Raw genomic sequence first — 23835 nt, 5'->3', positions numbered from 1 at the left:
GGCGCTGTCCCCCTCACCGAATAGATTAGATAGACGAGAACCAAATGGGTAAGGCAACCGGTTTTCTCGAGTTCGAGCGCCAGCATGAGGCGTACGAAGCACCGCTCACGCGCGTGAAGCACTACAAGGAATTCGTGGCGGCGCTCTCCGACGCCGACGCTAAGGTCCAGGGCGCGCGCTGCATGGACTGCGGCATCCCGTTTTGCAACAACGGCTGCCCGGTCAACAACATCATTCCGGACTTCAACGACCTCGTGTTCCGCCAGGACTGGAAGAGCGCGATCGAAGTCCTGCACTCGACCAACAACTTCCCCGAGTTCACGGGCCGCATCTGCCCGGCGCCGTGCGAAGCGGCGTGCACGCTCGGCATCAATAACGATCCCGTCGGCATCAAGTCGATCGAGCACGCGATCATCGACAAGGCCTGGGCCGAAGGCTGGGTCGCGCCGCAAGTCACGAAGCACAAGACGGGCAAGAAAGTGGCCGTGGTCGGCTCGGGCCCCGCGGGCCTCGCCGCTGCGCAGCAACTCGGGCGCGCCGGCCACGACGTGACCGTGTTCGAGAAGAACGACCGCATCGGCGGTCTGCTGCGCTACGGCATTCCCGATTTCAAGCTCGAGAAGTGGCTGATCGACCGCCGCATGCGCCAGATGGAAGCCGAAGGCGTGACGTTCCGCACCAACGTTTTCATCGGCAAGGGCGAGTTGCCTGCGTACATCGGCAATACGGCCAAGCAAACCATCACGCCCGATGAGCTGAAGGAACAGTTCGACGCCGTGGTGATCGCAGGCGGCTCGGAAACGCCGCGCGATCTGCCTGTGCCGGGCCGCGAGATGCAAGGCATCTACTACGCGATGGAGTTCCTGCCGCAGCAGAACAAGGTCAACGCGGGCGACAAGCTTGCCGACCAGCTGGTGGCCAAGGGCAAGCACGTGGTCGTGATCGGTGGCGGCGATACGGGCTCCGATTGCGTGGGCACGTCGAACCGTCACGGCGCGAAGAGCGTCACGCAGTTCGAGCTGCTGCCGCAGCCGCCCGAGGAAGAGAACAAGCCGCTCGTCTGGCCGTACTGGCCGGTCAAGCTGCGCACCTCGTCGTCGCACGAGGAAGGTTGCTCGCGCGACTGGGCGGTCGCCACGAAGCGCTTCGAAGGCAAGAACGGCAAGGTCGAGAAGCTCATCGCTGCGCGCGTCGAGTGGAAGGACGGCAAGATGGTCGAAGTGCCGGGTTCGGAGTTCGAAATGAAAGCCGATCTCGTGCTGCTCGCCATGGGCTTCACGCAGCCGGTCTCGCCGGTGCTTGAAGCGTTCGGCGTCGAGAAGGACGCGCGCGGTAACGTCCGCGCCTCGACCGAGGGCGAGAAGGCGTACTACACGTCGGTCGACAAGGTCTTCACCGCCGGCGATATGCGCCGCGGCCAGTCGCTCGTGGTGTGGGCGATCCGTGAAGGCCGTCAGTGTGCGCGCTCCGTCGATGCGTATCTGATGGGCAGCTCGGAGCTGCCGCGCTAAGGCGGGAGAGAGCCAGTCCCTCGCGCTTTGCCAAAGAACGTGGGGGACGTGGGGAGACGACAAGCTGTAACACCTCGAAGCCGGGCCCCCGCAAGGGTGGCCCGTTTTTTTTCGTCGATCTGCGCCGATATCCCCCTAATCTCGCGAGTCACGCTGCGGGTTGTCACGGGCGCACCACGCCGGGCAGGCGCGTTACCATGAGACGATTGTCCGCCCCCCCGAGGCCTGCCGATCATGTCCGAAGCCCGCGAGATCGATCAATGGCGGCGCTGCTTCGTCGCGCTCGCGCCGGATGCGCCCTCGCGCGATGCCCTCGCCGCGCTCGACGTGCCGCCCAACGCACGCCGGGTGCCCTATGCGCAACTGCACTTGACGGTGGCGTTCATCGGCGCGATGTCGTTCGTGCAGGGCGAAACGCTCGCGCAGCGTCTCGCGGAGCACGCGGCGCCTCTGCCGCCCGCGCCAGTCACGAAGATCGAATGCTGGCCGGGCCGTGCGCAGCCGCGTCTGATGGTGGCCGTGCTGGCCATGTCCGAAGCGTTCACGGCACTCGACTGGCGGGTGCGCTCCTTGATGGGCGAAGTGGGCTTGCCGCTCGATGCGCGCGCCTTCCGGCCACACATCACGTTGGCGCGTTTCGCGCGCGACGCGCGCGGTGCGCCACCCGATGGGGTGGCGCAGGCGCTGCCGCCGCTGCGGTTTACTTCGCTCGTGCTCTATTCGAGCACGCTCGCGCGACAGGGCGCGCGTTATGAGGCGCTGGCGAGCGTGTCCATCAGCTAACTTGTACTAAGAGCGTTTCTCCCATTAATCGATGCGAATATGGGGGTGATTAGATGCGCGTCAGTATCTATAAAATCAGTCATGCAGGCAAAGGTTTATGATGGACCTTTGTCGATGCCGGAAACCGACGTCGGCTTTAAGTGGTGAATATCCCTCAACCATAAAAGGATGAATAATGGGTCGACCGTCTTTTTCAATGGCTTGGGCAGCTTCCATACGAATTTACGACCCCGCGAACTCTGCGGCCAAGGTGGCTCAACTGATTGGCGGTAACGTCGAAAAGAATATTGACAACCCGGATCCGGGGCTGCGATGGAGCAATACCTGTGCAGTTCGCATGAGCTACATCTTGAATCAGTCTGGGCTTGTCATTCCGGCCATTCCGGGGAAAACCGTGTCCGGCGCAGACAAGCGCCAGTATTTTTTCCGTGTGAAAGACCTCATTGCCTTTCTCAAGCGGCAATGGGGGAAGCCGGAGGTCATTCAATATCCGCCACGGGGCGGTGGAGCACTTGCCGGGAAAAGAGGGGTAATCCTGTTTGAAGTTTCCGGATGGTCAGACGCCGCTGGGCATGCGACGCTGTTCAACGGCAGCAACTGCTACGACCATTGCTACTTCAACGAACCAGAAGGGAAATATCGCACGGACCGCGCAAACTTCTGGAGCCTGCCGTGAAGAAGAGCCTGCTGATGGGCACGTTAGCTGTGGCGGCCCTCACTCTGTGGGCGTCAATCGGTTATGCAAAAGACGAGGTGCGTACATCGCCACAAGCTGCGACGCGCACCTATGCGCAGAACTTCAAGGATATGGTTCTGGCCACCTGCATAGCAACAGCTTACAAAAACGATAAAGACGCTGCAATCGATGCGGGGAGTAGCGTCAGTGCGTTGCGCGACTGGACTTATTACGACCTGGATAAGGCACCAGATGCGATCAAGGCTTTGGTTGAAAGTTACCTTGCGCGCGATTACCACAACCCGCTGGCCGATGCGGAAATAAAGGACGTCAGATTCGACATGCTTAAATGCCTGGACCTGTATCACAGCAAGGAGCTGGATGCGCAAGTCAGGCGACTGGTCAGCAAGCCCAATCACACGTATCGGCAGGACAACCCGAAGCCGGCAAATACGCAAGCCCCTTGATGGGCAGGCGGCTGACACGGGTTCGATCCACAAGCCAGCCCCACATCACTCAACCCGCACCCCGCCGCCGATACCGTTCCAGCGTCAACCCGTCGAGATCGATCTCCGGCACGCGTCCGGCGATGAGATCGGCGACCACCCGTCCCGAGCCCATCGACATCGCCCAGCCGGTCGAGCCGTGGCCGACGTTCAGCCACAGCCCTTGCACGCCTGAGTGGCCGAGCAGCGGTGCGCCGTCGGGCACCATCGGCCGGCGCCCGACCCAGAACTGTGCGGAAGAAGGCGTGGCCGCGTGCGGGAACCAGTCGTCGAGCACTTTCATGAGCGTGTGCAGCGCCTGCTCGCGCAGCGTCGCGCGGTGGTTGCCGAGCTCTGCCGTGCCGGCCACGCGCAGGTAGGGTCCGAAGCGCGTGATGGCCGTCTTGAGCGACTCGTCCATGAGCGCGGCGCGCGGCGCCTTCTGCTCGTCGACGACGGGCAGCGTGGCCGAATAGCCCTTCACCGGATAAAGCGGCACCCGCACGCCAAGCGGCGCGAGGAGCGCCGCGCTCTCCACGCCCAGTGCGACCACGACGGCGTCGGCGGCGAGGGTCTGCGGCTCGGTATCGGCCACCTCGTTCAAGTCGGCGGGGCGCAGCACTTCGGCGGGTGCGCGGCGTTGCTCGCGGCGCTGCTCCCGCAGCTCGCGGCGGTTGTTCGCCGTGCGCCGCCCCGGCACGGGCCGCACGCGCACGCCGCTCACCTTGCCGCCCGTGGCTTCGAGCGCGAGCACTTCGGTGTCGAAGACGAACTTCACGCCGCGCCGCTCGCACACGGCGCGCAACTCGCGCGTGAAGCGTGCGCAGTCGCCGGCCTCGTCGTCGGGCAGATAGATGCCGGCCACGGGCTTCACGCGCGACCACGCGAGGCCCAGCTCGACCTGTGCGCACCCCGCGGCGTCCAGCTCGCGGTAGACGATGCCTGCATCGCGCAGCACGCCCAGCGCGGGTTGTGCGAGCTCGAGGTCGTAGTCGCTGCGAAAGAGTTGCAGGTAGCCCTGGCTGCGCCCGTACTCGAACGCGTGCTGCGCACGGAACGTGTGCAGGCACGTGCGGCTGTAGTAGGCGATGCGCTGCATGCGCTGCTTGTTCACGCGAAAGCGCGCGAGGTCGCATTCGCGTAGCCAGCGCGCGATCCAGCGCCACTGCGCGGGGTCGAGCGTGGGCCGGAAAATGAGCGGCGAGGTGGGCTTGAGCAGGTACTTGAGGAGCTTGGCCGGCATGCCCGGCGCGGCCCACGGCGTGACATACCCTGGCGCGATCACGCCGGCGTTGCCGAAGCTCGTGCCGAGCGCGACGCCAGGCTCGCGCTCGATGACTGTGACGTCGCAGCCCCGTTCGCTCAGGTAATACGCAGTAGCAACGCCGATCACACCGGCGCCGAGGACGATCGTTTTCATGCCGGTCGTAGTGAGGGAGACGGGGACGGACGGTATTGCAGCACGTTCGGGCTCATGGTGCAGCGGAGTCCACAGAGGGGTGGGCGGTCGCGGTCGCGTTGCCTGTCGCAGCTTCGGCTCCGGCCAGCACCTTGCCCTTTGTTTCGGGCAGGCACAGGGCTGACACGATCACGAGCAGATAGCCCGCGCCGGCCACGGCGCCGATCGCCTTCACGAGCGTCGTGGTTTGCGCGAGCGTGCCGACGAGGATCGGAAAGAACGAGCCGAGGCCGCGCCCGAGGTTGTAGCAGAAGCCCTGGCCCGAGCCGCGGATCGCATTCGGGTAGAGCTCGGAAAGATAGGCGCCGATGCCCGCGAAAATGCCCTGCACGACGATGCCGAGCGGAAAACCGAGCAGCAGCATAGCGGTATCGGTGATGGGTAGCATGGTGTAGGCCATGCCGAGCGCGAACGAGCCGATGGCGAACAGGATGAAGGACGCGCGCCGCCCGATCTTGTCGCAGAGGATCGCGCCGACGATATAGCCCGTGAAGGAGCCGACGATCAACACGATCAGATAGCCGCTCGTGTTGAACACCGACAGATGGCGCACGGTTTTCAGATACGTGGGGAGCCACGTGGTGATCGCGTAGTAGCCGCCGAGCATGCCGGTGCACAGTGCGCTGCCGAGCAGCGTCGTGGCGAGGTGCGCGGGCGCGAAAATCTGCAGGAAATGGCCGTGCGTTTCGCCGCGTTCGCGCTCGCGGCGCGTCTGCAGGAATACTTCGGGGTCGCTCACATTGCGGCGCACGTAGAGAATCCACAGCGCAGGCAGGATGCCGATCCAGAAGCACGCGCGCCACGCGTACTGTTCGGGCAGCAGGGCGAAGAACGCCCAGTAGAGAATGGCGGCGGCGCCCCAGCCGAACGACCAGCTGCTCTGCACGGTGCCCACGGCTTTCGCGCGGTGCTGCGGCGAGCGGATCGTCTCGGCCATCATGATCGTGACAACCGACCATTCGCCGCCGAAGCCGATGCCCTGCAGCGTGCGCGTGGCGAGCAGTTGCCAGAACGAATGCGTGAAGCCGGAAAGAAAGGTGAAGAGCGCGAACGTGGCGATGGTCCACTGCAGCACGCGCACGCGGCCGTAGCGGTCGGCGAGGATGCCTGCAAGCCAGCCGCCGAGCGCGGAGGAGATCAGTGAGCTCGTCGCGATCATGCCCGCCTCGCTCCTGGTCATGCCCCAGGCGGCAATGAGCGTCGGGATCAGGAACGAGTAAATCATGAAGTCGAACGCGTCGACCGCATAGCCGCCGAAGCCGGCGTAGAGCGTGCGACGCTCGCGCTCGTTCAGCTCCCTGAACCACTGAAAAGATCCCATCGCGTCGTCTCCCCCTATTTATTGTGCGCGCAACGACTGATGAAACAGGCAGATCGCGCGTGCGGTGTCCGGCATATCGGGCAGCGGGGATGGGTGATGCACAGCGCGCATAAGACGCGCTTGGGCCCGCCGGGGCCTGTCTCGGCCCGCATCGGGCGCCGCTGCAGGCGCTCGAACCGCGCTATTTTACGGTGCGATGTGGCGCGCGGGCGAGGGAAGATGAAAGCCGGGAATGTTGTGGGACAAGCGATGCCCGCCTGGTGCGCTTGCTGGCGTGCTGCCTCGTGCGCTTCGAGGCTCGCTTGCCTGCTCGTTGCGGCTCGCTTCTCGGCCCGCTTCTTGGCCCGTTTCGGAGCCCGCTTCGGGGCCCGCTTTTGGGCCCGTTTCGCCGGCGCTCAGCCCAGCGTCAGGCCGCCATCGACGTGGATCGTCTGCCCGGTGATGTGGCGCGCGGCGTCGGACAGCAAAAAGGCGATGAGCTCGGCGACGTCTGCGGGCTCGGCCACGCGGCCAAGCGGCGTCGCCTCGGCGGCGCGCGCCCACGCGGGCGCGTTTTCGGGCGTCGGGCCGTTGTCCTTGCGCGTGTAGCCGGGCGCCACGCAGTTCACCGTCACGCCGTGCGGCGCGAGTTCGGCGGCGGCGCTTTTCGCGAGCGATTCGAGCGCGGCCTTGGCAGCCGCGGTGGCCGCGAACGGCGCGTCGGCACGGTAGCGGTGCGCGACGAACGAGCTCACCGCCACCACGCGGGCGTGCGCCGAGCGCGTTAGCGCCGTCCGTGCCTGTCGCACGAGCGCCGCGAACGCGGCCGGCATCGCGGCAAAGGTGGCGGCAAGCGCGTCGGGCTCGAGCGCCGCGAGCGTCTGACGCTGCGCGTGGCCCGCGTTGGCGACCAGCTGATCGAGCGTGGAAAAGCGCGCGAGCGTGGTTTGAACGAGCTGCGCGGCCGCGCCAGCATCGGCCAGATCGGCGCAGGCCGTCGAGCAGGTGGCGCCTTGTGCCTCGCACTCGGCCGCGACGGCGGCAAGCCGTGCACGCGCCGGCTCGTCGGCGCCGCGTGCATGCAGCATCAGCGCGACCCCGGGGGCGGCGAGACGCCGGGCGAGCGCCGCGCCAATACCCGAGCCCGCGCCCGTGATCAGGACGACACGCTCGATATTGGCGCCGCGGCCTGTGTTCACGCCGCGACCCGCTCTTCAGGCATGCGCTCGATTTCGAGTGTCTCGTGATGGTAGGCGGCGAGCGACTCGCGGTGCGCCACGCTCACGATCGCCGCCTTCGGCAGGCGCTCCATGAAGAGCTTGTAGAGACGGCTTTCGTTGTCGGGGTCGAGCGCGCTCGTCGCTTCGTCGAGGAACAGGTAATCGGGCTTGTGCAGCAGCACGCGTGCGCCCGCAAGCCGCTGCTGCTCGCCCGGCGAGAGCACGCGCGTCCAGTGTGCCGACTCGTGCAGGCGCCCCACGTAGTCTTCCAGCCGGCATGCGCGCAGTGCCTCGCGGCAATCTTCGTCGCTGTAGTCGCCGGCGGCCGAGGGGTAGGTGAGCGCGGCCTTGAGCGTGCCGATCGGCAGATAGCTCTGCTGCGGGATGAACATCATGCGCGCGTCCACGGGGGCGTCGATCGAGCCTTCGCCGAACGGCCAGAGGCCCGCGAGCGCGCGTATCAGCGTGCTCTTGCCCGCGCCCGACGGGCCGCGCACGAGCCAGCGCGAGCCGGGCTTGATGGCGATGTTGCGCACTTCGGAGAGCGGCGTGCCGTTGGGCAGCGCGAGCTTCAGATGCTCGGTGGTGAGCTCGCCCGCGTCCACGTAGTGCAGGTTGATGCCGCCGTGCTCGGTCGCGGGCGAGACGCTTTCTTTCAGGCGCGGCGAGTGCACCACGCGCACGAATTCGCGCAGACGGTTCACCGTGGCGCGCCATTCGACGAGGGTGGAGTAACTGTTGATGAACCACGAGAACGAGTCGCTCACGGTGCCGAACGCCTGCGAGATCTGCATCAGCACGCCGAAGGTGAAGGCGCCCGCGAAGTAGCGCGGCGCGGCCACCACGAGCGGGAAGATGATGGCGATCTGGCCGTAGAAGCTCAGCACGAAGGTGAGGCGCTTGGTGTACTTCATCACGCGCCACCAGTTGTCCTTGATGTGCGCGAACAGGCCTTGCGCGTTGTTGCGCTCGGTTTCCATGCCGTCGTAGAGCGCGATCGGCTCGGCGTTCTCGCGCAGGCGGATGAGGCCGAAGCGGAAGTCCGCCTCCACTTTCTGCTGCTGGTAATTGATCGACACGAGCGGGTGGCCGACCTTCTGGATCACGAGCGAGCCGAACACGGCGTAGAGCGCGGCGGCCCAGACCATGTAGCCCGGAATCGTGATGGGCGTGCTGCCGAGCGCGAAGGTGAGCGCGCCGGCGAGCGACCAGAGAATCGTGATGAACGAGACCAGCGTGACGACCGTCGAGAGCAGGTCGAGCGTGAGCGAGAGCGTGGTGGTGGCGAACGATTGTAGGTCGTCGCTGATCCGCTGGTCGGGGTTGTCGGCGAGGCGGTCGCGCTCGATGCGGTAGAACGCGCTCTGGCCGAGCCAATCGTTCAGGAAGCGCGTCGTGAGCCACTGGCGCCAGCGAAAGCCGAGCATCTGGCGCAGATACCTTCCGTACACCGCGAGGATGATGAATCCGAACGCGAGCACGGTGAAGATCATCAGCAGATGCGGAAACTGTTTGACGTCCTTGTTTTGCAGGGCGTTGTAGAAGTCCGCGTTCCAGCTGTTGAGCCGCACGTTGATCCCCACGACGGCGAGGTTCATCGCGATGATCGTGACGAGCAGGCCCCAGGCGATCCAGCGTTCCTCGGACACCCAGTAGGGCTTGATCAGACTCCAGGCCGTGATCTTGTGATGCTCGTTCTGATCCGGCGTGGCGCGGGGAGTGAGGTTGGTCATGTGCGTCCTGATGTTGTGCCGGCCCGCGGCCGGAATAGACGATGTCCGCCGTACGCGGCGCCGTGGCGCTGCGATTGTGTCCCGAGCCGCTTAAGCGAGTCTTAATGGCACGCGCGCGGCTTCCGGTCGCCTCGCGCGGGATCACGCGCAAGGCTGCGTGTGGGGGTTCGACATTGTCTCACCGCCCGCGCAAGCTGGGCGGTTTGCACCGGTTTGGGCATTGTGCCAGAGCGCAAACGCCTGGCGCCCGGCCCGTTTGCGGCGCGCGCGTCTTTTGTGGTCTAATGACCGCTGACGAAACAGGGGTGCTTCACCGGTATGCCTGGCATGCCGCAGTGAGGCTGAGAGAGACCCTTCGCACCCGATCCGGGTAATACCGGCGCGGGAAGTTTCCGGAAAGTCTTGCTCGCGCCATTGATCAGTCGATTCGACTGGATTCGTTCAGGCGTCCAGATTCCCGCCGGGCAGCACGCGCTGCGCATAGTGATTTTTTTGCGCTTCGCGTCGTTTGCACGGCCGGCCTTGCCAGCCGGTTTCGTCCTTGGGTACGCATGCTTGTTGCCGTACGAAAGGGATACGATGACCGCCTCTTCTGCACCTTATTCTGATCATTCCCCGGTTTTGGCCGGCGGCCAGACGCCCGTGCGCGCCTCGTCAGCATTGCCTGATTTTGCCGTGCTAGGCGGCGGGCTATGCGGACGCCTCGTTGCGTGGCGCCTCGCGGGCGCGGGGCATCGCGTGGCGCTCTACGAGCGCGGCGGGCCCGAGGGCGGGGAGTCGGCCGCCTGGATCGCGGCGGCCATGCTCGCGCCGCTCGCCGAGGCCGCTGTCGCCGAGCTGTTGATCACCGAGCTGGGCGTCGCCTCGCTCGAGACATGGCCGCGCATTCTCGCCGAGCTGCCCGAGCCCGTGTTTTTCCAGCGCAACGGCACGCTCGTGGTCTGGCATCACGCCGACCGCACCGAGGCGCCCTTGTTCGAGCGCCGCGTGCGCGCAAACGCGCCACGCGAGCTTGCCGACGCGAATTTCACGACACTGCAGGGCGCGCAGCTCGACGCCGCCGAGCCGGCGCTCGCCGGGCGCTTCGCGCGCGGCTGGCTGCTTGGCGGCGAAGGGCAGCTCGACAACCGTCAGGCGCTGGCGGCGCTGGCCGCGGGCCTCGAGCAACGCGGCGCAGAAACGCACTGGCACACGAGCGTGGACGACGCGAGCCTGCCGCGCGCACGCGTGACGATCGACTGCCGGGGCCTCGGCGCCAAGCCCGTGCTGCCTGCGCTGCGCGGCATTCGCGGGGAAGTGGCGCGCGTGCACGCACCGGGCATCGGCCTCAAGCGCCCCGTGCGCTTGCTGCACCCGCGCTATCCGCTGTATATCGCGCCGAAACAGGACGATCTCTATGTGATCGGCGCAACCGAGATCGAGGGCGAGGACCGCTCGCCCGTGAGCGTGCGCTCGGCGCTCGAATTGCTGAGCGCGGCGTTCGCCGTGCATCCGGCGTTCGGCGAGGCGCGTATTCTCGAGCTCAATTCGCAGTGCCGACCGACGCTTCCCGATCATCGTCCCGCGCTCATCTGGGACGGCGGCGAGACGCTGCGCGTGAACGGGCTCTATCGCCACGGCTTCATGATCGCGCCCGCTGTGGCCGACGAAGCGGTGCGCGTCGCCCAGGCGCTGCTGGCGGGCCAGCTCGCCGATGCCGACGCCTTCGAGTCGCTGCGCCACGAATCGCGCTGGGCGTCGATGCTGCACGCTCGCCACATGCAGGGCGCGCGCGAGCCCGCTTGAGCCCGCTTGAGCCTCCTTGAGAGGCCTTGAAGCGACGTGAGTGCGCTGGCGGGCCGGGCGACAGCGAAGGCCCGCGAGCGCGACACCGCAAACAGGAGATGAGGCGCATGGTTTGCGCCTTGCCGGAAACAACGTAGTCAGACGAATTGCCATGGATATTCAGATCAACCAGAAGCCGCTCACGCTGCCCGAAGGCGCGACCGTTGCCGATGCGCTCGCCGCATTCGGTGCGCGTCCGCCGTTTGCCGTCGCCGTGAACGGCGATTTCGTGACGCGCACCCAGCACGGTGCGCGCACGCTTTCGGCGGGTGACCGCCTCGACGTCGTCAGCCCGGTGGCCGGCGGCTGATCGCGCGCGCGATCAGCCCGCTTTTGTCGCTGCTTTTGTTGCGGCTTTAGGTACCCCGCGCGCCGCCCGTGCGTCGCCACCCGCCCAGGATTCACGCCATGACTACCATCCAGACCGCCGACGCCCTCACGCTCTACGGCGAAACGTTCGCGAGCCGCGTGCTGCTCGGCACCTCGCGCTATCCGTCGCTGCAAGCGCTCTCCGATTCGATGGAGGCCGCTCGCCCCGGCATGATCACCGTTGCACTGCGCCGCCAGATGAACGACGGCACCGCAGTTGCCGGCTTTTTCGACTTGCTCAAGCGCCACGGCGTGCCGTTCCTGCCGAACACGGCGGGCTGTCTCACCGTCAACGAGGCGGTGACGACGGCGCACATGGCGCGCGAAGTCTTCGAAACCGACTGGATCAAGCTCGAGCTGATCGGCGACGACTACACGCTGCAGCCGGACCCGGTGGGCCTGATCGAAGCCGCCTCGCGCCTCGTGAAGGACGGCTTCAAGGTGCTGCCGTACTGCACCGAAGACCTCGTGATCGGCCGGCGTCTGCTCGACGCGGGCTGCGAGGCGCTGATGCCGTGGGGCGCGCCCATCGGCACGGGCAAGGGTGTGATCAATCCGTACGGCCTGCGCGTGCTGCGCGAGCGCTTGCCCGACGTGCCGCTGATCGTCGACGCGGGCCTCGGCTTGCCGTCGCACGCGGCGCAAGTGATGGAGTGGGGCTTCGACGGCGTGCTGCTGAACACGGCCGTGGCACAGGCCACGCACCCCGACGCGATGGCGCGCGCGTTCGCGCTGGGCGTCGAGGCGGGCCGCACCGCATTTCTCGCCGGGCCGATGGCCGAGCGCGAGGCGGCCGTGGCGAGCACGCCAGTGGTCGGCATGCCGTTCTGGCATCAGGATGGAGGCAAGCAATGACTCAAACGCTGCGACTCAAGGACCGCGAGCTGTTCTGGCCGCCCGCGGACGAGCTCACCGAAACGGCGGAGCGCATTCGCGCGCGCCTCGGCGACTGGGCGCCCACGCACGCCCCGTGGCGCCTGTGCCTCACGCCGCCCGACGCGCCCAACGGTGGTGACCTGATCGTCGTGACCGACGCCGGGCCGCATCTCGCGAATATCGCGCGCTGGATGACCGATGGCGCGGGCGTGATCGAGGCTGCTGGGACGCCGGCGTCCGGCCGCGCAACGCTGCATCTGGGCGGCGAGCGCTACGCGCTCGAGGGCGCGCTTGCCGAAGACTGGATCCCGGCGCTCGCGGCGTTCCTCGACTGCGGCTTCGATCCGCACGACGCGCTCGTGCTGGCGCTCGCCTGGCGCGACGGCGACGAGCAGCAGGCCGACGCGTGGCCCGTCGACATCGCCCGCTTTCCGCGCGTGCTCGGTCTGCCGGCGGCGCCCGCGCAGCCGTTTGCGCCGTGTCCCGCGAAGCTCGGCCTCTATCCCGTGCTGCCCACCGCCGACTGGGTCGAGCGCGTGCTCGACTACGGCGTGAAGACCGTGCAGCTGCGCAGCAAGCAGCCGAAGTCCGCTGCGCTCACGCAAGAGATCGAGCGCTGCGTTGCGGCGGGGCGCAAGCACGGCGCGCAGTTGTTCATCAACGACCATTGGCAGGCGGCGATGGCCGCGGGCGCGTACGGCGTGCACCTGGGGCAGGAGGATCTGCGCGAGGCGGATCTGGCCGCGCTCGCCGCCTCGGGCATCCGCCTCGGTCTTTCGACGCACGGCTATTTCGAGATGCTCACCGCACTGCATTTCCGGCCGAGCTACATCGCGTGCGGCGCCGTGTTCGCCACCACGACCAAGGCGATGCCGACCGCGCCCCAGGGGCTCGCACGCCTCGCGCGCTACGTGTTGCTGCTCGACGGCGTGGTGCCGATGGTCGCGATCGGCGGCATCGACTTCGCCGCGCTGCCTGCCGTGCTCGCCACGCGGGCGCCCAGCGCGGCGGTCGTGCGCGCGGTCACCGAGGCCGCCGACCCGGCTGCCGCCGTTGCTGCGTTGCGCAACGCGTTTACGCAATAATTAGCCCGCCTCGCCATTGGCCGCGCCCCCAGACGCGGCTGTCGGCGAGGAGCGAGCCGCGGAGCCCCTCGGGGTTGCCCGACTTGTATCAAGGGGCTTGGGCGTGTCACGGCAGCATTCACACGATGGCCCTATAATCCGGCCTTCGTGTAAATGGACTGCCTGCTACGTGCCCTCAAACTCTGAGACCCTTCTGGAGCTGCGCGACGTCGACTTCGGCTACGGCGGCGACCGGCTCGTCCTGTCCGGACTGAACATGCGCTTTCGGCGCGGTCAGGTGGTCGCGGTCATGGGCGGCTCGGGCGGCGGCAAGACCACGGTGCTGCGCCTGATCGGCGGCCTCGTGCGCGCCCAGCGCGGCCAGGTGCTGTTCCATGGGCAGGACATCGGCGCGCAGTCGCGCGAAGGCCTTTACGCGCTGCGCCGGAAGATGGGCATGCTGTTCCAGTTCGGCGCGCTGTTCACCGACATGTCGGTATTCGAGAACGTCGCGTTCGCGCTGCGCGAACACACCGATCTTCCCGAAGAGCTGATCCGCGACCTCGTGCTCATGAAGCTCAATGCCGTGGGCCTGCGCGGCGCGCGAGACCTCGCGCCTTCGGAGATTTCGGGCGGCATGGCGCGGCGCGTGGCGCTCGCGCGCGCCATCGCGCTCGACCCCGAGCTCATGATGTACGACGAGCCGTTTGCCGGTCTCGACCCCATTTCTCTTGGCATCACCGCGAACCTGATCCGCACGCTGAACGACGCGCTCGGCGCCACGTCGATCCTCGTCACGCACGACGTGCCGGAATCGTTCGCGATTGCCGACTATGTGTACTTCCTCGCGAACGGCCGCGTTCAGGTGGAGGGCACGCCCGCCGAACTGCGCGCCTCGACCGACCCGATCGTGCGCCAGTTCATCGACGGTGCGCCGGACGGCCCGTTCCGCTTTCACTACCCCACGAACGTCTCGCTCGACGCGGACTTCGGCATTGGCGGAGGCCGCTCATGACCGGCGCCATCAGCTCGCTCGGCCGCGCGGTTCTCGACTCGATCGCGCGCGCGGGCCATGCCACGCGCTTTTTCGTGCGCCTCGTGCTGGAATTCTTCCCACTGGTGCGCCGTCCGCGCCTTGTCACGAAGCAGATCCACTTCGTCGGTAATTATTCGCTGCTCATCATCGCGGTGTCGGGTCTGTTCGTCGGCTTCGTGCTGGGCTTGCAGGGTTACTACACGCTCAACCGCTACGGCTCCGAGCAGGCGCTCGGGCTGCTGGTCGCGCTCTCGCTCGTGCGCGAGCTCGGCCCGGTGGTCACAGCGCTGCTGTTCGCGGGCCGCGCGGGCACCTCGCTCACGGCCGAAATCGGTCTCATGAAGGCGGGCGAGCAGCTCACGGCCATGGAAATGATGGCGGTGGACCCCGTGCGCGTCGTCGTGGCGCCGCGCATGTGGGCGGGCGTGATCGCCATGCCCATTCTGGCGGCCATCTTCAGCGCGGTCGGTATTCTGGGTGGCTACGTGGTGGGCGTGCTGCTGATCGGCGTGGACGCCGGCGCGTTCTGGTCGCAGATGCAAGGCGGCGTGGACGTCTGGGCCGACGTGGGCAATGGCGTGGTCAAGAGCATCGTGTTCGGTTTCGCGGTGACGTTCACGGCGCTGTATCAGGGCTACGAGGCCAAGCCCACGCCCGAAGGCGTGTCGCGCGCGACCACCAAGACCGTCGTGTACGCGTCGCTCGCGGTGCTGGGCCTCGACTTCCTGCTCACCGCGCTGATGTTCAGCTAAGTATTTGGCGCGGGTGCCCGCCGTGACGGCGCGGCGCCCGGGCTGCGCGGCAGGCGCCTCGTGCATGGCGCCGCCGCAACGGATTCTCATTGGGATGACGATGAAAAAGACTGCTCTCGACTTCTGGGTCGGCCTGTTCGTGGTGCTGGGCTTCATTGCGCTGCTGTTTCTCGCGCTGAAGGCCGGCAACATGAGCTCGCTTTCGTTCCAGCCGACCTACGCGGTCAAGCTCAAGTTCGACAACATCGGTGGCCTCAAGCCGCGCGCGCCCGTGAAGAGCGCGGGCGTGACGGTGGGCCGGGTGACGTCGATCGGCTTCGACACGAACACCTATCAGGCGCTCGTCACGATCAACCTCGACCAGCAGTATCAGTTCCCGAAGGACACGTCGGCGAAGATCCTGACCTCGGGCCTGCTCGGCGAGCAGTACATCGGGCTGGAGCCGGGCGGCGACACCGAAATGCTCAAGGCCGGCGACACTATCTCCATGACGCAGTCGGCGATCGTGCTCGAGAACCTGATCGGCCAATTCCTCTACAGCAAGGCGGCCGATTCGGGTGCCGCGAAGTCGGGCAATAGCGCGGGCAACAGCACTGGCAATAACACGGGCAACACCACGGGCAGCAGCGCCGGCAACGGTGCGAGCGGCGCAGCAAACGGGGCCGCGGGCGGCGAGAGCGCCGCACCGGCTACAGCACCCGTACCGGCGCCGGCCGGCTCGGGCGCGGCGGCGCAATAAGGAGAATAAAGATGATGACCATTCGCATGCGCGCGATCACGATTGGCGTTGCGGCGCTCACGCTGACGGCATGCTCGACGGTGCAGACGCCTTCGAAGGACGATCCGTGGGAAGGCTTCAACCGCACGGTTTACACCTTCAACGACAAGATCGACCAGTACGCGCTCAAGCCGGTTGCGCAGGGCTACGTGAAAGTTACGCCGCAGCCGGTGCGCAACAGCGTGACGAACTTCTTCTCGAATATCGGCGACGTCTACAATGCGGCGAACAACTTCCTGCAGTTGAAGATCACCGATGGCGTCGAGGACATCATGCGGATCGTGATCAACACGGTCTTCGGCCTGGGCGGTCTGTTCGACGTGGCGACGCTCGCCAAGCTGCCCAAGCACAACCAGGACTTCGGCCTCACGCTCGGCCACTATGGCGTGCCGCCCGGCCCCTACCTCGTGCTGCCGCTCTTCGGCCCGAGCACGGTGCGTGACGGCGTGGGTCTCGTGGGCAACTACTTCATCAATCCGCTCACGTACGTGGATCCACCGGCATTGTCGTGGGGCCTGTACGGTCTGGACGTCGTCAACTCGCGCGCGAACCTGCTGGGTGCGAGCGATCTGCTCGAAGGCGCGGCGATCGACAAGTATTCGTTCCTGCGCAACGCCTATCTGCAGCGTCGCCAATACCAGCTCTCGGACGGTCACGCGTCGAATAACCTGCCGGATTACGGCGAAGGTGCGCCGCCGCCGAACTACGGCGAGCCCGAAGAGGGCGCGGCGGGCGCAGCGGCCCCCGCATCGGGCGCTGCGCGTGCTGCGGCGCCAACGGCAGCCAGCATGACGCCGGCATACCCCAACGGCGCGGCCCCGGCCACACTGGAAGGCCCGGCTGGCGCCGCTGCGAGCGTACCGGCGTCCGGCGCGCAGGCCCCGGCCGGCGCTTCCGGGGCCGCCGTGCCGGGCGATCAGTACATTCCGCCGGCGCGCATTGGCATTTACGCTCCCGGGCTGCTGCGTTTGCATTGATCACGATATCCGGCACGGCGCGTGGCGCCACGCCGGTACTCCGCAAGCGCTTAATTCTGACGTAACAAGCTGAAACGCTTGTCGCAGTTTCCTGGCATTGTTTGACTCGGTGCCCTGGCGCTCGCGTGATATCGTTGACCTCCAACGGGGCGTTGTTCCCCAACCTGCAGGACTTGCTATGAAAAAATTCTTTCTGTTCCCGATTTTTGCCATGTTTTTTGCGTTTGCCGGCGCAGCCTCCGCGCAAACGGTCGACACCAGCAATCCTGACGCGATGGTCCAGACGATCACGCAGCAGGTCATGGACCAGATCAAGGGCGACAAGTCGATCCAGTCCGGCGACATCAGCAAGATCACGCAACTCGTGAACGAGAAGATCCTGCCGTACACGGACTTCCGCCGCACGACGCAGCTCGCGATGGGCCGCAACTGGCGCACGGCGACGCCTGAGCAGCAGCAGCAGGTCATCGAGCAGTTCAAGACGCTGCTGATCCGCACGTACTCGGGCGCGCTCGCCCAGGTGCGCGATCAGCAGATCCAGTACAAGCCGTTCCGTGCGAACCCGGACGACACCGATGTCGTGGTCCGTTCGACCGTCATGAACAACGGCCAGCCGATCGAGCTCGACTACCGCCTGTACAAGACGCCGCAAGGCTGGCGCGTGTATGACATCAACGTGCTCGGCGCATGGCTGATCCAGGCGTACCAGCAGCAGTTCCAGGAAAAGATCCAGCAGGGCGGCGTGCAAGGTCTGATCACCTTCCTCACGCAGCGTAACCAGCAGCTCGCCGCCGGCAAGGCCAGCTCGTGAGCGAGCGCTTCGCCACCGGCGCCACGCTGAACCTCGAGAGCGCGAAGGCCGCGCTCTCGACGGGTCTCGCGCAAATCGCGGCAGGCGCCAGCGCTGTCGATTGCACGCCGCTCACGCATTTCGACTCCTCGGCGCTTGCCGTGCTGATCGCATGGCAGCGTGCCGCGCACGAGCGCGGCGTTACGCTCAGCGTTCTCAATCTTCCCTCCGCGCTCGCATCCCTCGCGCGCGCTTACGGCGTCGAATCGCTCCTTCACGAGCGACATTGACGCGCGGCGGCCTCGCGGCCGCGTCGGCCGGGCACGCCGCTCGGGCCCGATTGCCGCACGCCGTCGCTTCCGCTTTCGAGTCCAAGCCAGGCCCAGGCCGGGCTTTCCGACTTGGCCTATAATCAACCGTTTTTTGGGCGCTGCCGCGGTTATCGTGGCATCGAAGCAGGCGGCACAAGCCGTCCCCAAATTCTGGTCCTCCCCGCAGCATTGATGCATTTATCAGCCGCGCCGTTCACGACGGGCGGCGCCTGAGTCATGCCAGCCATAGAAATCCGCAACGTCAAGAAGCGCTACAAAGAGCTCCAGGCGCTCAAGGGCGTCAGCTTCACCGTCGAAGAGGGCGAGTTCTTCGGGCTGCTCGGCCCGAACGGCGCGGGCAAGACGACGCTCATCAGCGCTCTCGCAGGCCTCGCGCGCGCCGATGAAGGCTCGATTGCCGTGCGCGGCCACGATGTCGTGAGCGACTACCGCAACGCGCGCCGCAATCTCGGCGTCGTCCCCCAGGAACTGGTGTTCGACCCGTTCTTCACGGTGCGCGAGACGCTGCGCATCCAGTCCGGCTATTTCGGCCTGCGCAACAACGACGCGTGGATCGACGAGATCATGGCCAATCTCGACCTCACCGAAAAAGCCGACGTGAACATGCGCGCGCTCTCGGGCGGCATGAAGCGCCGCGTGCTGGTGGCGCAGGCGCTGGTGCACCGGCCGCCCGTGATCGTGCTCGACGAGCCGACCGCCGGCGTGGACGTCGAGCTGCGCCAGACGCTCTGGAAGTTCATCGCGCGCCTGAACCGCGAAGGTCACACCATCGTGCTCACCACACACTATCTCGAAGAGGCGGAAGAGCTGTGCGACCGCATCGCCATGCTGCGGCGGGGCGAGGTGGTGGCGCTCGAGCGCACCAGCACGCTGCTGCAGCGCTTCGCGGGCACGCAGCTGTTCTTGCGCTTCTCGGAAGGCGTGCTGCCGACGGAGCTGCGCCCGCTCGAAGTCGAGACATCGAATGGCAACGCTCACCAGCACCTGCTGCGCCTCGCGAGCTACGACGACGTCGAGCGCATCCTCGCGCTGTGCCGCGCGAACGGCTGCAAGCTCGAAGAGATGGAAGTGCGCAAGGCCGATCTGGAGGATGTCTTCGTGCAGGTGATGAACGGACCTGAAGTGATCGAGGGGCTTGCATGAGCGGCTTCCGTACCCTGTTCTACAAGGAAGTGCTGCGTTTCTGGAAGGTCGCCTTCCAGACCGTGCTCGCGCCGGTCATCACCGCGCTGCTCTATCTGACGATCTTCGGCCACGCGCTGCGCGGCCACGTGGAGGTGTACCCGGGTGTCGAGTACACGAGCTTCCTGATTCCCGGCCTCGTGATGATGAGCGTGCTGCAAAACGCCTTCGCGAACTCGTCCTCGTCGCTCATCCAGTCGAAGATCACGGGCAATCTCGTATTCGTACTATTGCCGCCGCTGGCCGCCTGGGAGATGTTTGGAGCCTACGTGCTCGCCTCGATCGTGCGCGGCCTCGCCGTCGGCGCGGGCGTGTTCGTCGTGACGATCTGGTTCATCCCGATGAGCTTCGCCGCGCCGTTCTACATCATCGCCTTCGCGGTGCTCGGCTCGGCGATCCTCGGCACGCTCGGCCTGATCGCCGGGATCTGGGCCGAAAAATTCGACCAGCTCGCGGCGTTTCAGAACTTTCTCATCATGCCGCTCACGTTCCTTTCGGGCGTGTTCTATTCGACGCATACGCTGCCGCCGGTCTGGCGCGAGGTGTCACGGCTGAACCCGTTCTTCTACATGATCGACGGCTTCCGGTACGGGTTTTTCGGCTTGTCCGACATTAACCCGCTCGCAAGTCTCGCGATCGTTTTCGTCTTTTTCGTGGTGCTGGCCGCGCTTGCGATGCGTCTGCTCGCGAGCGGCTACAAGCTGCGCCACTAAATGCAATTCAGGCAGGAGCCCCACACCATGTTGCCGACTCCGGAACAGGTCAAGCAGTACATCTCGGCAGGACTCGCGTGCGAGCATCTCGAAGTCGAAGGCGACGGTCAGCACTTCTTCGCGACGATCGTTTCGTCGGCATTCGAAGGCAAGCGCCTGATCCAGCGCCATCAGCTCGTCTATGCGGCGCTCGGCGAGCGCATGCGCGAGGAAATCCACGCGCTCAGCATGAAGACGCTCACGCCCGCCGAATGGCAGAACGCATAATCTGGAATCTCAGTGCGAATTACCCAGGACAAAGGCGCCGCCGCGAGCGGCGCCGCACAACATGACGCAACGCCGCAAGCCGGCCGCACCGATCAGGAAACTTCAGGCATGGATAAACTCGTCATCGTCGGCGGGCAGAAGCTCGCAGGGGAAGTGACCGTTTCAGGTGCGAAGAACGCCGCGCTCCCCATTCTCTGCGCCAGCCTCTTGAGCGCGGAACCCGTCCATCTGGACAACGTGCCCGACCTCCAGGACGTGCGCACCACGCTCAAGCTGCTCAACCAGATGGGCGTGCGCACCGAGCAGGATGGCCATCGCGTGCAGCTCGACGCCTCGAAGGTGAACAACGTCGTCGCGCCGTATGAGCTCGTGAAGACCATGCGCGCCTCGATCCTCGTGCTCGGGCCGCTCATCGCGCGCTTTGGCGAGGCGAAGGTGTCACTGCCCGGCGGCTGCGCGATCGGCGCGCGCCCCGTGGATCAGCACATCAAGGGCCTGCAGGCGATGGGCGCCGAGATCAACATCGAGCACGGCTTCATCGAGGCGCGCGCGAAGCGCCTGAAGGGCGCGCGCATCGTCACCGACATGATCACGGTCACCGGCACGGAAAACCTGCTGATGGCCGCCGTGCTCGCCGACGGCGAAACGGTGATCGAGAACGCCGCGCGCGAGCCCGAAGTGGGCGACCTCGCGCATCTGCTCGTGGCGATGGGCGCGCAGATCGAGGGCATCGGCACCGACCGCCTCGTGATCCAGGGTGTGGACAAGCTCCACGGCGCGCAGCACACGGTCATTCCCGACCGCATCGAGGCAGGCACCTTCCTGTGCGCGGTTGCCGCCGCGGGCGGCGACGTCACGCTGCGCCGCGTGCGCCCGGGCATCCTCGACGCTGTCACCGACAAACTGCGCGAAGCAGGCGTGACGATCGAAGAGGGCGACGACTGGATGCGCGTGCGCATGCACGAACGCGCACGCGCCGTGAACCTGCGCACCGCGGAATATCCGGCCTTCCCAACCGACATGCAGGCGCAGTTCATGGCGCTCAACACGATCGCGGACGGCACCTCGCAGGTCGTCGAGACGATCTTCGAGAACCGCTTCATGCACGTCCAGGAACTGAACCGCCTCGGCGCGAGCATCACGATCGACGGCAAGACGGCGCTGATTGCCGGCGTCGAGAAGCTTTCGGGCGCGAAGGTGATGGCGACTGATCTGCGCGCTTCGGCGAGCCTCGTGATCGCCGGCCTGTGCGCCGACGGCGAGACGCTCATCGACCGCATCTATCACCTCGACCGCGGCTATGACCGCATGGAAGAGAAGCTGAACAAGATCGGCGCCAACGTGAAGCGCATCAAGGGGAACGCGGCATGAGCACGGTCGAATCCAGGCCCACGCCGGCAGCGGCGGCCGGTGCGCCGCTGACGCTGGCGCTCTCGAAGGGCCGCATCTTCGAAGAGACGATGCCGCTGCTCACCGCCGCGGGCGTCGAGGTGACCGAAGACCCGGAAACCTCGCGCAAGCTCATCCTGCCGACCACCGACGCTAACCTGCGCGTCATCATCGTGCGCGCGACCGACGTGCCCACCTACGTGGAGTACGGCGCGGCCGACTTCGGCGTGGCGGGCAAGGACGTGCTGCTCGAGCACGGCGGCGGCGGGCTCTATCAGCCGATCGATCTCGACATCGCGCGCTGCCGCCTCTCGGTGGCGGTGAAGGCGGGCTTCGACTACGCGAACGCCGTGCGCCAGGGCGCGCGCCTGCGCGTGGCGACCAAGTACACGGAAGCCGCGCGCCAGCACTTCGCGGCCAAGGGTGTGCACGTCGACCTCATCAAGCTCTATGGCTCGATGGAGCTAGCGCCGCTCGTCGGCCTCGCCGACGCGATCGTCGACCTCGTCAGCACGGGCGGCACGCTGCGCGCCAACAATCTGGTCGAGGTCGAGGAGATCATGGAGATCTCCTCGCGCCTCGTCGTGAACCAGGCGGCGCTCAAGTTGAAGCGCGCTGCGCTGCGGCCGTTCCTCGACGCGTTCGAACGCGCGTCGCGCGGTGCGCAGGCAGCGTGATCAGGCCGCCGGTTCCGGCTGCCTGATCCGGCCACCTGGGTTTGCCACCTGAGTTGGCCACCTGAGTTGGCTACCTGAAGAAGCTCGCACGAGCGAGCCCGGCGACGCCCGCGCGGTGCACCCGATGCGCCGCGCCCACAACCGTTACGGATGGATATCAGCATGGCTATCACGATGCGCAAACTCGACTCCAGCGCCGAAGGCTTCAAGGCGGCGCTGCACGCGGTGCTCGCCTTCGAGGCGAGCGAAGACGAGGCCATCGAGCGCTCGGTCGCGCAGATCCTCGCCGACGTGAAGGCGCGCGGCGATGCCGCCGTGCTCGACTATACGAACCGCTTCGACCGCCTGAGCGCCACGAGCGTCGAGGCGCTGGAGCTGCCGATCAGCGAGCTCGAAGCCGCGCTGGAAAGTCTCGAGCCCAAGCAGCGCGCAGCGCTCGAAGCGGCGGCCGCGCGCGTGCGCGGCTACCACGAGAAGCAGCGCATCGAGTGCGGCTCGCATAGCTGGCAGTACACCGAAGCGGACGGCACCGTGCTCGGCCAGAAGGTCACGCCGCTCGACCGCGTGGGCCTCTACGTGCCGGGCGGCAAGGCCGCGTATCCGTCGTCGGTGCTGATGAACGCGATTCCCGCGCGGGTCGCGGGCGTGCGTGAGATCGTCATGGTCGTGCCCACGCCCGACGGCGTGAAGAACCCGCTCGTGCTGGCGGCGGCGCTGCTCGGCGGCGTCGACCGCGTGTTCACCATCGGCGGCGCGCAGGCCGTGGGCGCACTCGCCTATGGCACCCGCACGATCCCGCCGGTCGACAAGATCTGCGGCCCGGGCAACGCCTATGTGGCCTCGGCCAAGCGGCGCGTGTTCGGCACGGTCGGCATCGACATGATCGCCGGCCCCTCCGAGATCCTCGTGCTGTGCGACGGCACGACCGATCCGCGCTGGGTCGCGATGGACCTGTTCTCGCAGGCCGAGCACGACGAGCTCGCGCAATCGATCCTGCTGTGCCCGGACGAGGCGTTCATCAAGCGCGTGCACGACGCGATCGACGAACTGCTGCCCAGCATGCCGCGCGCCGAGGTCATCGCCACGTCGCTCACGAACCGCGGCGCGCTCGTGAAGGTGCGCGACATGGCCGAGGCCTGCGCGATCGCCAACGACATCGCACCCGAGCACCTCGAAATCTCGGCGCTCGAGCCGCAGAAGTGGGGCGCCGAAATCCGCCACGCGGGCGCTATCTTCCTTGGCCGCTACACGAGCGAAAGCCTCGGCGACTACTGCGCGGGGCCAAATCACGTGCTGCCTACGTCTCGTACCGCACGTTTCTCGTCGCCGCTTGGCGTCTATGATTTCATCAAGCGGTCGAGCCTGATCGAAGTGAGCGCGGAAGGCGCGCAGACGCTCGGCGAGATTGCCGCGGAACTTGCGTATGGAGAAGGCCTCCAGGCCCACGCGCGCAGCGCCGAGTACCGCATGAAGCAGAGTTGAGGCATGGCGGCGCGCATGAGCCTCATGTGCGCCGCGCCCCCTGAGGAGACGTTTGCAAGCATCGGCGCACAAGGCTCGTTTATGCCTGAGCCAGATGCCTGGAACACCGAAATAACCCGCGCGCCCGAAACCGGGCGCCAACCAGGACGGCCCTGCAGCG

The 23835-nt window shown here is 66.5% G+C and carries 24 protein-coding genes and 1 riboswitch; of the genes, 20 read left to right on the top strand and 4 right to left on the bottom strand.

Features of this window, described 5'->3' with window-relative positions; translation table 11 throughout:
- Nucleotides 1-44: 44 nt before the first annotated feature.
- The 4 genes from EYW47_RS30145 to EYW47_RS30130 all read left to right on the top strand — a co-directional run bounded on the left by EYW47_RS30145 (nt 45) and on the right by EYW47_RS30130 (nt 3437).
- Entirely contained in the window at nt 45-1511 is a 1467-nt protein-coding gene (locus tag EYW47_RS30145) for a glutamate synthase subunit beta (protein ID WP_133198488.1), read from the top strand.
- Between the two features lie 234 nt (nt 1512-1745).
- A complete protein-coding gene (thpR, locus tag EYW47_RS30140; RefSeq protein ID WP_133198487.1) occupies nt 1746-2294 on the top strand; it encodes an RNA 2',3'-cyclic phosphodiesterase in 549 nt (182 codons plus the stop codon).
- A gap of 175 nt (nt 2295-2469) precedes the next feature.
- Nucleotides 2470-2970, top strand: a complete 501-nt coding sequence (locus EYW47_RS30135) for a type VI secretion system amidase effector protein Tae4 (protein ID WP_133198486.1) — start codon at nt 2470-2472, stop codon at nt 2968-2970.
- A gap of 14 nt (nt 2971-2984) precedes the next feature.
- Nucleotides 2985-3437, top strand: a complete 453-nt coding sequence (locus EYW47_RS30130; protein ID WP_133198520.1) for a type VI secretion system amidase immunity protein Tai4 — start codon at nt 2985-2987, stop codon at nt 3435-3437.
- Between the two features lie 49 nt (nt 3438-3486).
- Here the strand turns inward: EYW47_RS30130 and EYW47_RS30125 are convergent, their stop codons facing one another.
- The 4 genes from EYW47_RS30125 to EYW47_RS30110 all read right to left on the bottom strand — a co-directional run bounded on the left by EYW47_RS30125 (nt 3487) and on the right by EYW47_RS30110 (nt 9167).
- On the bottom strand, nt 3487-4875 hold the full coding sequence (locus EYW47_RS30125) for a D-amino acid dehydrogenase (protein WP_133198485.1): 1389 nt from the start codon (nt 4873-4875) through the stop codon (nt 3487-3489).
- A gap of 52 nt (nt 4876-4927) precedes the next feature.
- Nucleotides 4928-6235: an MFS transporter gene (locus tag EYW47_RS30120; RefSeq protein ID WP_133198484.1), complete on the bottom strand. Its 1308-nt coding sequence runs from the start codon at nt 6233-6235 to the stop codon at nt 4928-4930.
- Nucleotides 6236-6630: 395 nt separating this feature from the next.
- Complete coding sequence (locus tag EYW47_RS30115; RefSeq protein ID WP_133198483.1) at nt 6631-7413, bottom strand: SDR family NAD(P)-dependent oxidoreductase; 783 nt, start codon at nt 7411-7413, stop codon at nt 6631-6633.
- Nucleotides 7410-9167: an ABC transporter ATP-binding protein/permease gene (locus tag EYW47_RS30110; RefSeq protein ID WP_133198482.1), complete on the bottom strand. Its 1758-nt coding sequence runs from the start codon at nt 9165-9167 to the stop codon at nt 7410-7412. Before EYW47_RS30110 ends, EYW47_RS30115 begins: the two co-directional genes overlap by 4 nt.
- A gap of 291 nt (nt 9168-9458) precedes the next feature.
- A riboswitch (TPP riboswitch) is annotated at nt 9459-9572 on the top strand.
- A gap of 237 nt (nt 9573-9809) precedes the next feature.
- Here EYW47_RS30110 and EYW47_RS30105 point away from each other — a divergent pair.
- From EYW47_RS30105 to hisD, 16 genes are all read left to right on the top strand, one after another.
- Nucleotides 9810-10952 (top strand): FAD-dependent oxidoreductase, encoded by a 1143-nt coding sequence (locus EYW47_RS30105; RefSeq protein ID WP_377784967.1) that lies wholly within the window; start codon nt 9810-9812, stop codon nt 10950-10952.
- A gap of 151 nt (nt 10953-11103) precedes the next feature.
- The gene (gene thiS, locus EYW47_RS30100) at nt 11104-11301 is read left to right on the top strand and encodes a sulfur carrier protein ThiS (protein WP_028218467.1); all 198 of its coding nucleotides are present in this window, start codon (nt 11104-11106) and stop codon (nt 11299-11301) included.
- Between the two features lie 98 nt (nt 11302-11399).
- Nucleotides 11400-12215 carry a thiazole synthase gene (locus EYW47_RS30095; RefSeq protein WP_133198480.1) on the top strand — a complete coding sequence of 272 codons (816 nt, stop codon included), beginning with the start codon at nt 11400-11402 and terminating at the stop codon, nt 12213-12215.
- Nucleotides 12212-13321 carry a thiamine phosphate synthase gene (gene thiE / locus EYW47_RS30090; RefSeq protein WP_133198479.1) on the top strand — a complete coding sequence of 370 codons (1110 nt, stop codon included), beginning with the start codon at nt 12212-12214 and terminating at the stop codon, nt 13319-13321. The genes EYW47_RS30095 and thiE overlap by 4 nt, the downstream gene beginning before the upstream one ends.
- Nucleotides 13322-13490: 169 nt before the next feature.
- Nucleotides 13491-14315: an ABC transporter ATP-binding protein gene (locus EYW47_RS30085; RefSeq protein ID WP_133198478.1), complete on the top strand. Its 825-nt coding sequence runs from the start codon at nt 13491-13493 to the stop codon at nt 14313-14315.
- Nucleotides 14312-15088 carry a lipid asymmetry maintenance ABC transporter permease subunit MlaE gene (mlaE, locus tag EYW47_RS30080; RefSeq protein WP_133198477.1) on the top strand — a complete coding sequence of 259 codons (777 nt, stop codon included), beginning with the start codon at nt 14312-14314 and terminating at the stop codon, nt 15086-15088. Before EYW47_RS30085 ends, mlaE begins: the two co-directional genes overlap by 4 nt.
- 94 nt (nt 15089-15182) lie before the next feature.
- Complete coding sequence (gene mlaD / locus EYW47_RS30075; protein WP_133198476.1) at nt 15183-15827, top strand: outer membrane lipid asymmetry maintenance protein MlaD; 645 nt, start codon at nt 15183-15185, stop codon at nt 15825-15827.
- Nucleotides 15828-15838: 11 nt separating this feature from the next.
- The gene (locus tag EYW47_RS30070) at nt 15839-16843 is read left to right on the top strand and encodes an MlaA family lipoprotein (protein ID WP_133198475.1); all 1005 of its coding nucleotides are present in this window, start codon (nt 15839-15841) and stop codon (nt 16841-16843) included.
- A 178-nt stretch (nt 16844-17021) separates the two neighbouring features.
- Nucleotides 17022-17654, top strand: a complete 633-nt coding sequence (locus EYW47_RS30065; protein ID WP_133198474.1) for an MlaC/ttg2D family ABC transporter substrate-binding protein — start codon at nt 17022-17024, stop codon at nt 17652-17654.
- The gene (locus EYW47_RS30060; RefSeq protein ID WP_133198473.1) at nt 17651-17923 is read left to right on the top strand and encodes an STAS domain-containing protein; all 273 of its coding nucleotides are present in this window, start codon (nt 17651-17653) and stop codon (nt 17921-17923) included. The genes EYW47_RS30065 and EYW47_RS30060 overlap by 4 nt, the downstream gene beginning before the upstream one ends.
- A 258-nt stretch (nt 17924-18181) precedes the next feature.
- Complete coding sequence (locus EYW47_RS30055; protein WP_133198472.1) at nt 18182-19108, top strand: ABC transporter ATP-binding protein; 927 nt, start codon at nt 18182-18184, stop codon at nt 19106-19108.
- Complete coding sequence (locus tag EYW47_RS30050) at nt 19105-19860, top strand: ABC transporter permease (protein WP_028218457.1); 756 nt, start codon at nt 19105-19107, stop codon at nt 19858-19860. Before EYW47_RS30055 ends, EYW47_RS30050 begins: the two co-directional genes overlap by 4 nt.
- A 27-nt stretch (nt 19861-19887) precedes the next feature.
- A complete protein-coding gene (locus EYW47_RS30045; protein ID WP_028218456.1) occupies nt 19888-20127 on the top strand; it encodes a BolA family protein in 240 nt (79 codons plus the stop codon).
- A 108-nt stretch (nt 20128-20235) separates the two neighbouring features.
- A complete protein-coding gene (gene murA, locus EYW47_RS30040; protein ID WP_133198471.1) occupies nt 20236-21498 on the top strand; it encodes a UDP-N-acetylglucosamine 1-carboxyvinyltransferase in 1263 nt (420 codons plus the stop codon).
- Nucleotides 21495-22193, top strand: a complete 699-nt coding sequence (gene hisG / locus EYW47_RS30035; RefSeq protein ID WP_133198470.1) for an ATP phosphoribosyltransferase — start codon at nt 21495-21497, stop codon at nt 22191-22193. The genes murA and hisG overlap by 4 nt, the downstream gene beginning before the upstream one ends.
- A gap of 162 nt (nt 22194-22355) precedes the next feature.
- Nucleotides 22356-23675, top strand: coding sequence for a histidinol dehydrogenase (gene hisD, locus EYW47_RS30030; RefSeq protein WP_133198469.1), 1320 nt, complete (start codon nt 22356-22358; stop codon nt 23673-23675).
- Nucleotides 23676-23835 lie beyond the last annotated feature (160 nt).

This window comes from Paraburkholderia silviterrae, from assembly GCF_004353915.1.
In the GTDB taxonomy this organism is placed as follows: domain Bacteria; phylum Pseudomonadota; class Gammaproteobacteria; order Burkholderiales; family Burkholderiaceae; genus Paraburkholderia; species Paraburkholderia silviterrae.
The sequence above is the reverse complement of the archived record's forward strand: the minus strand, read 5'-3'. Positions and strand labels throughout refer to the sequence as shown.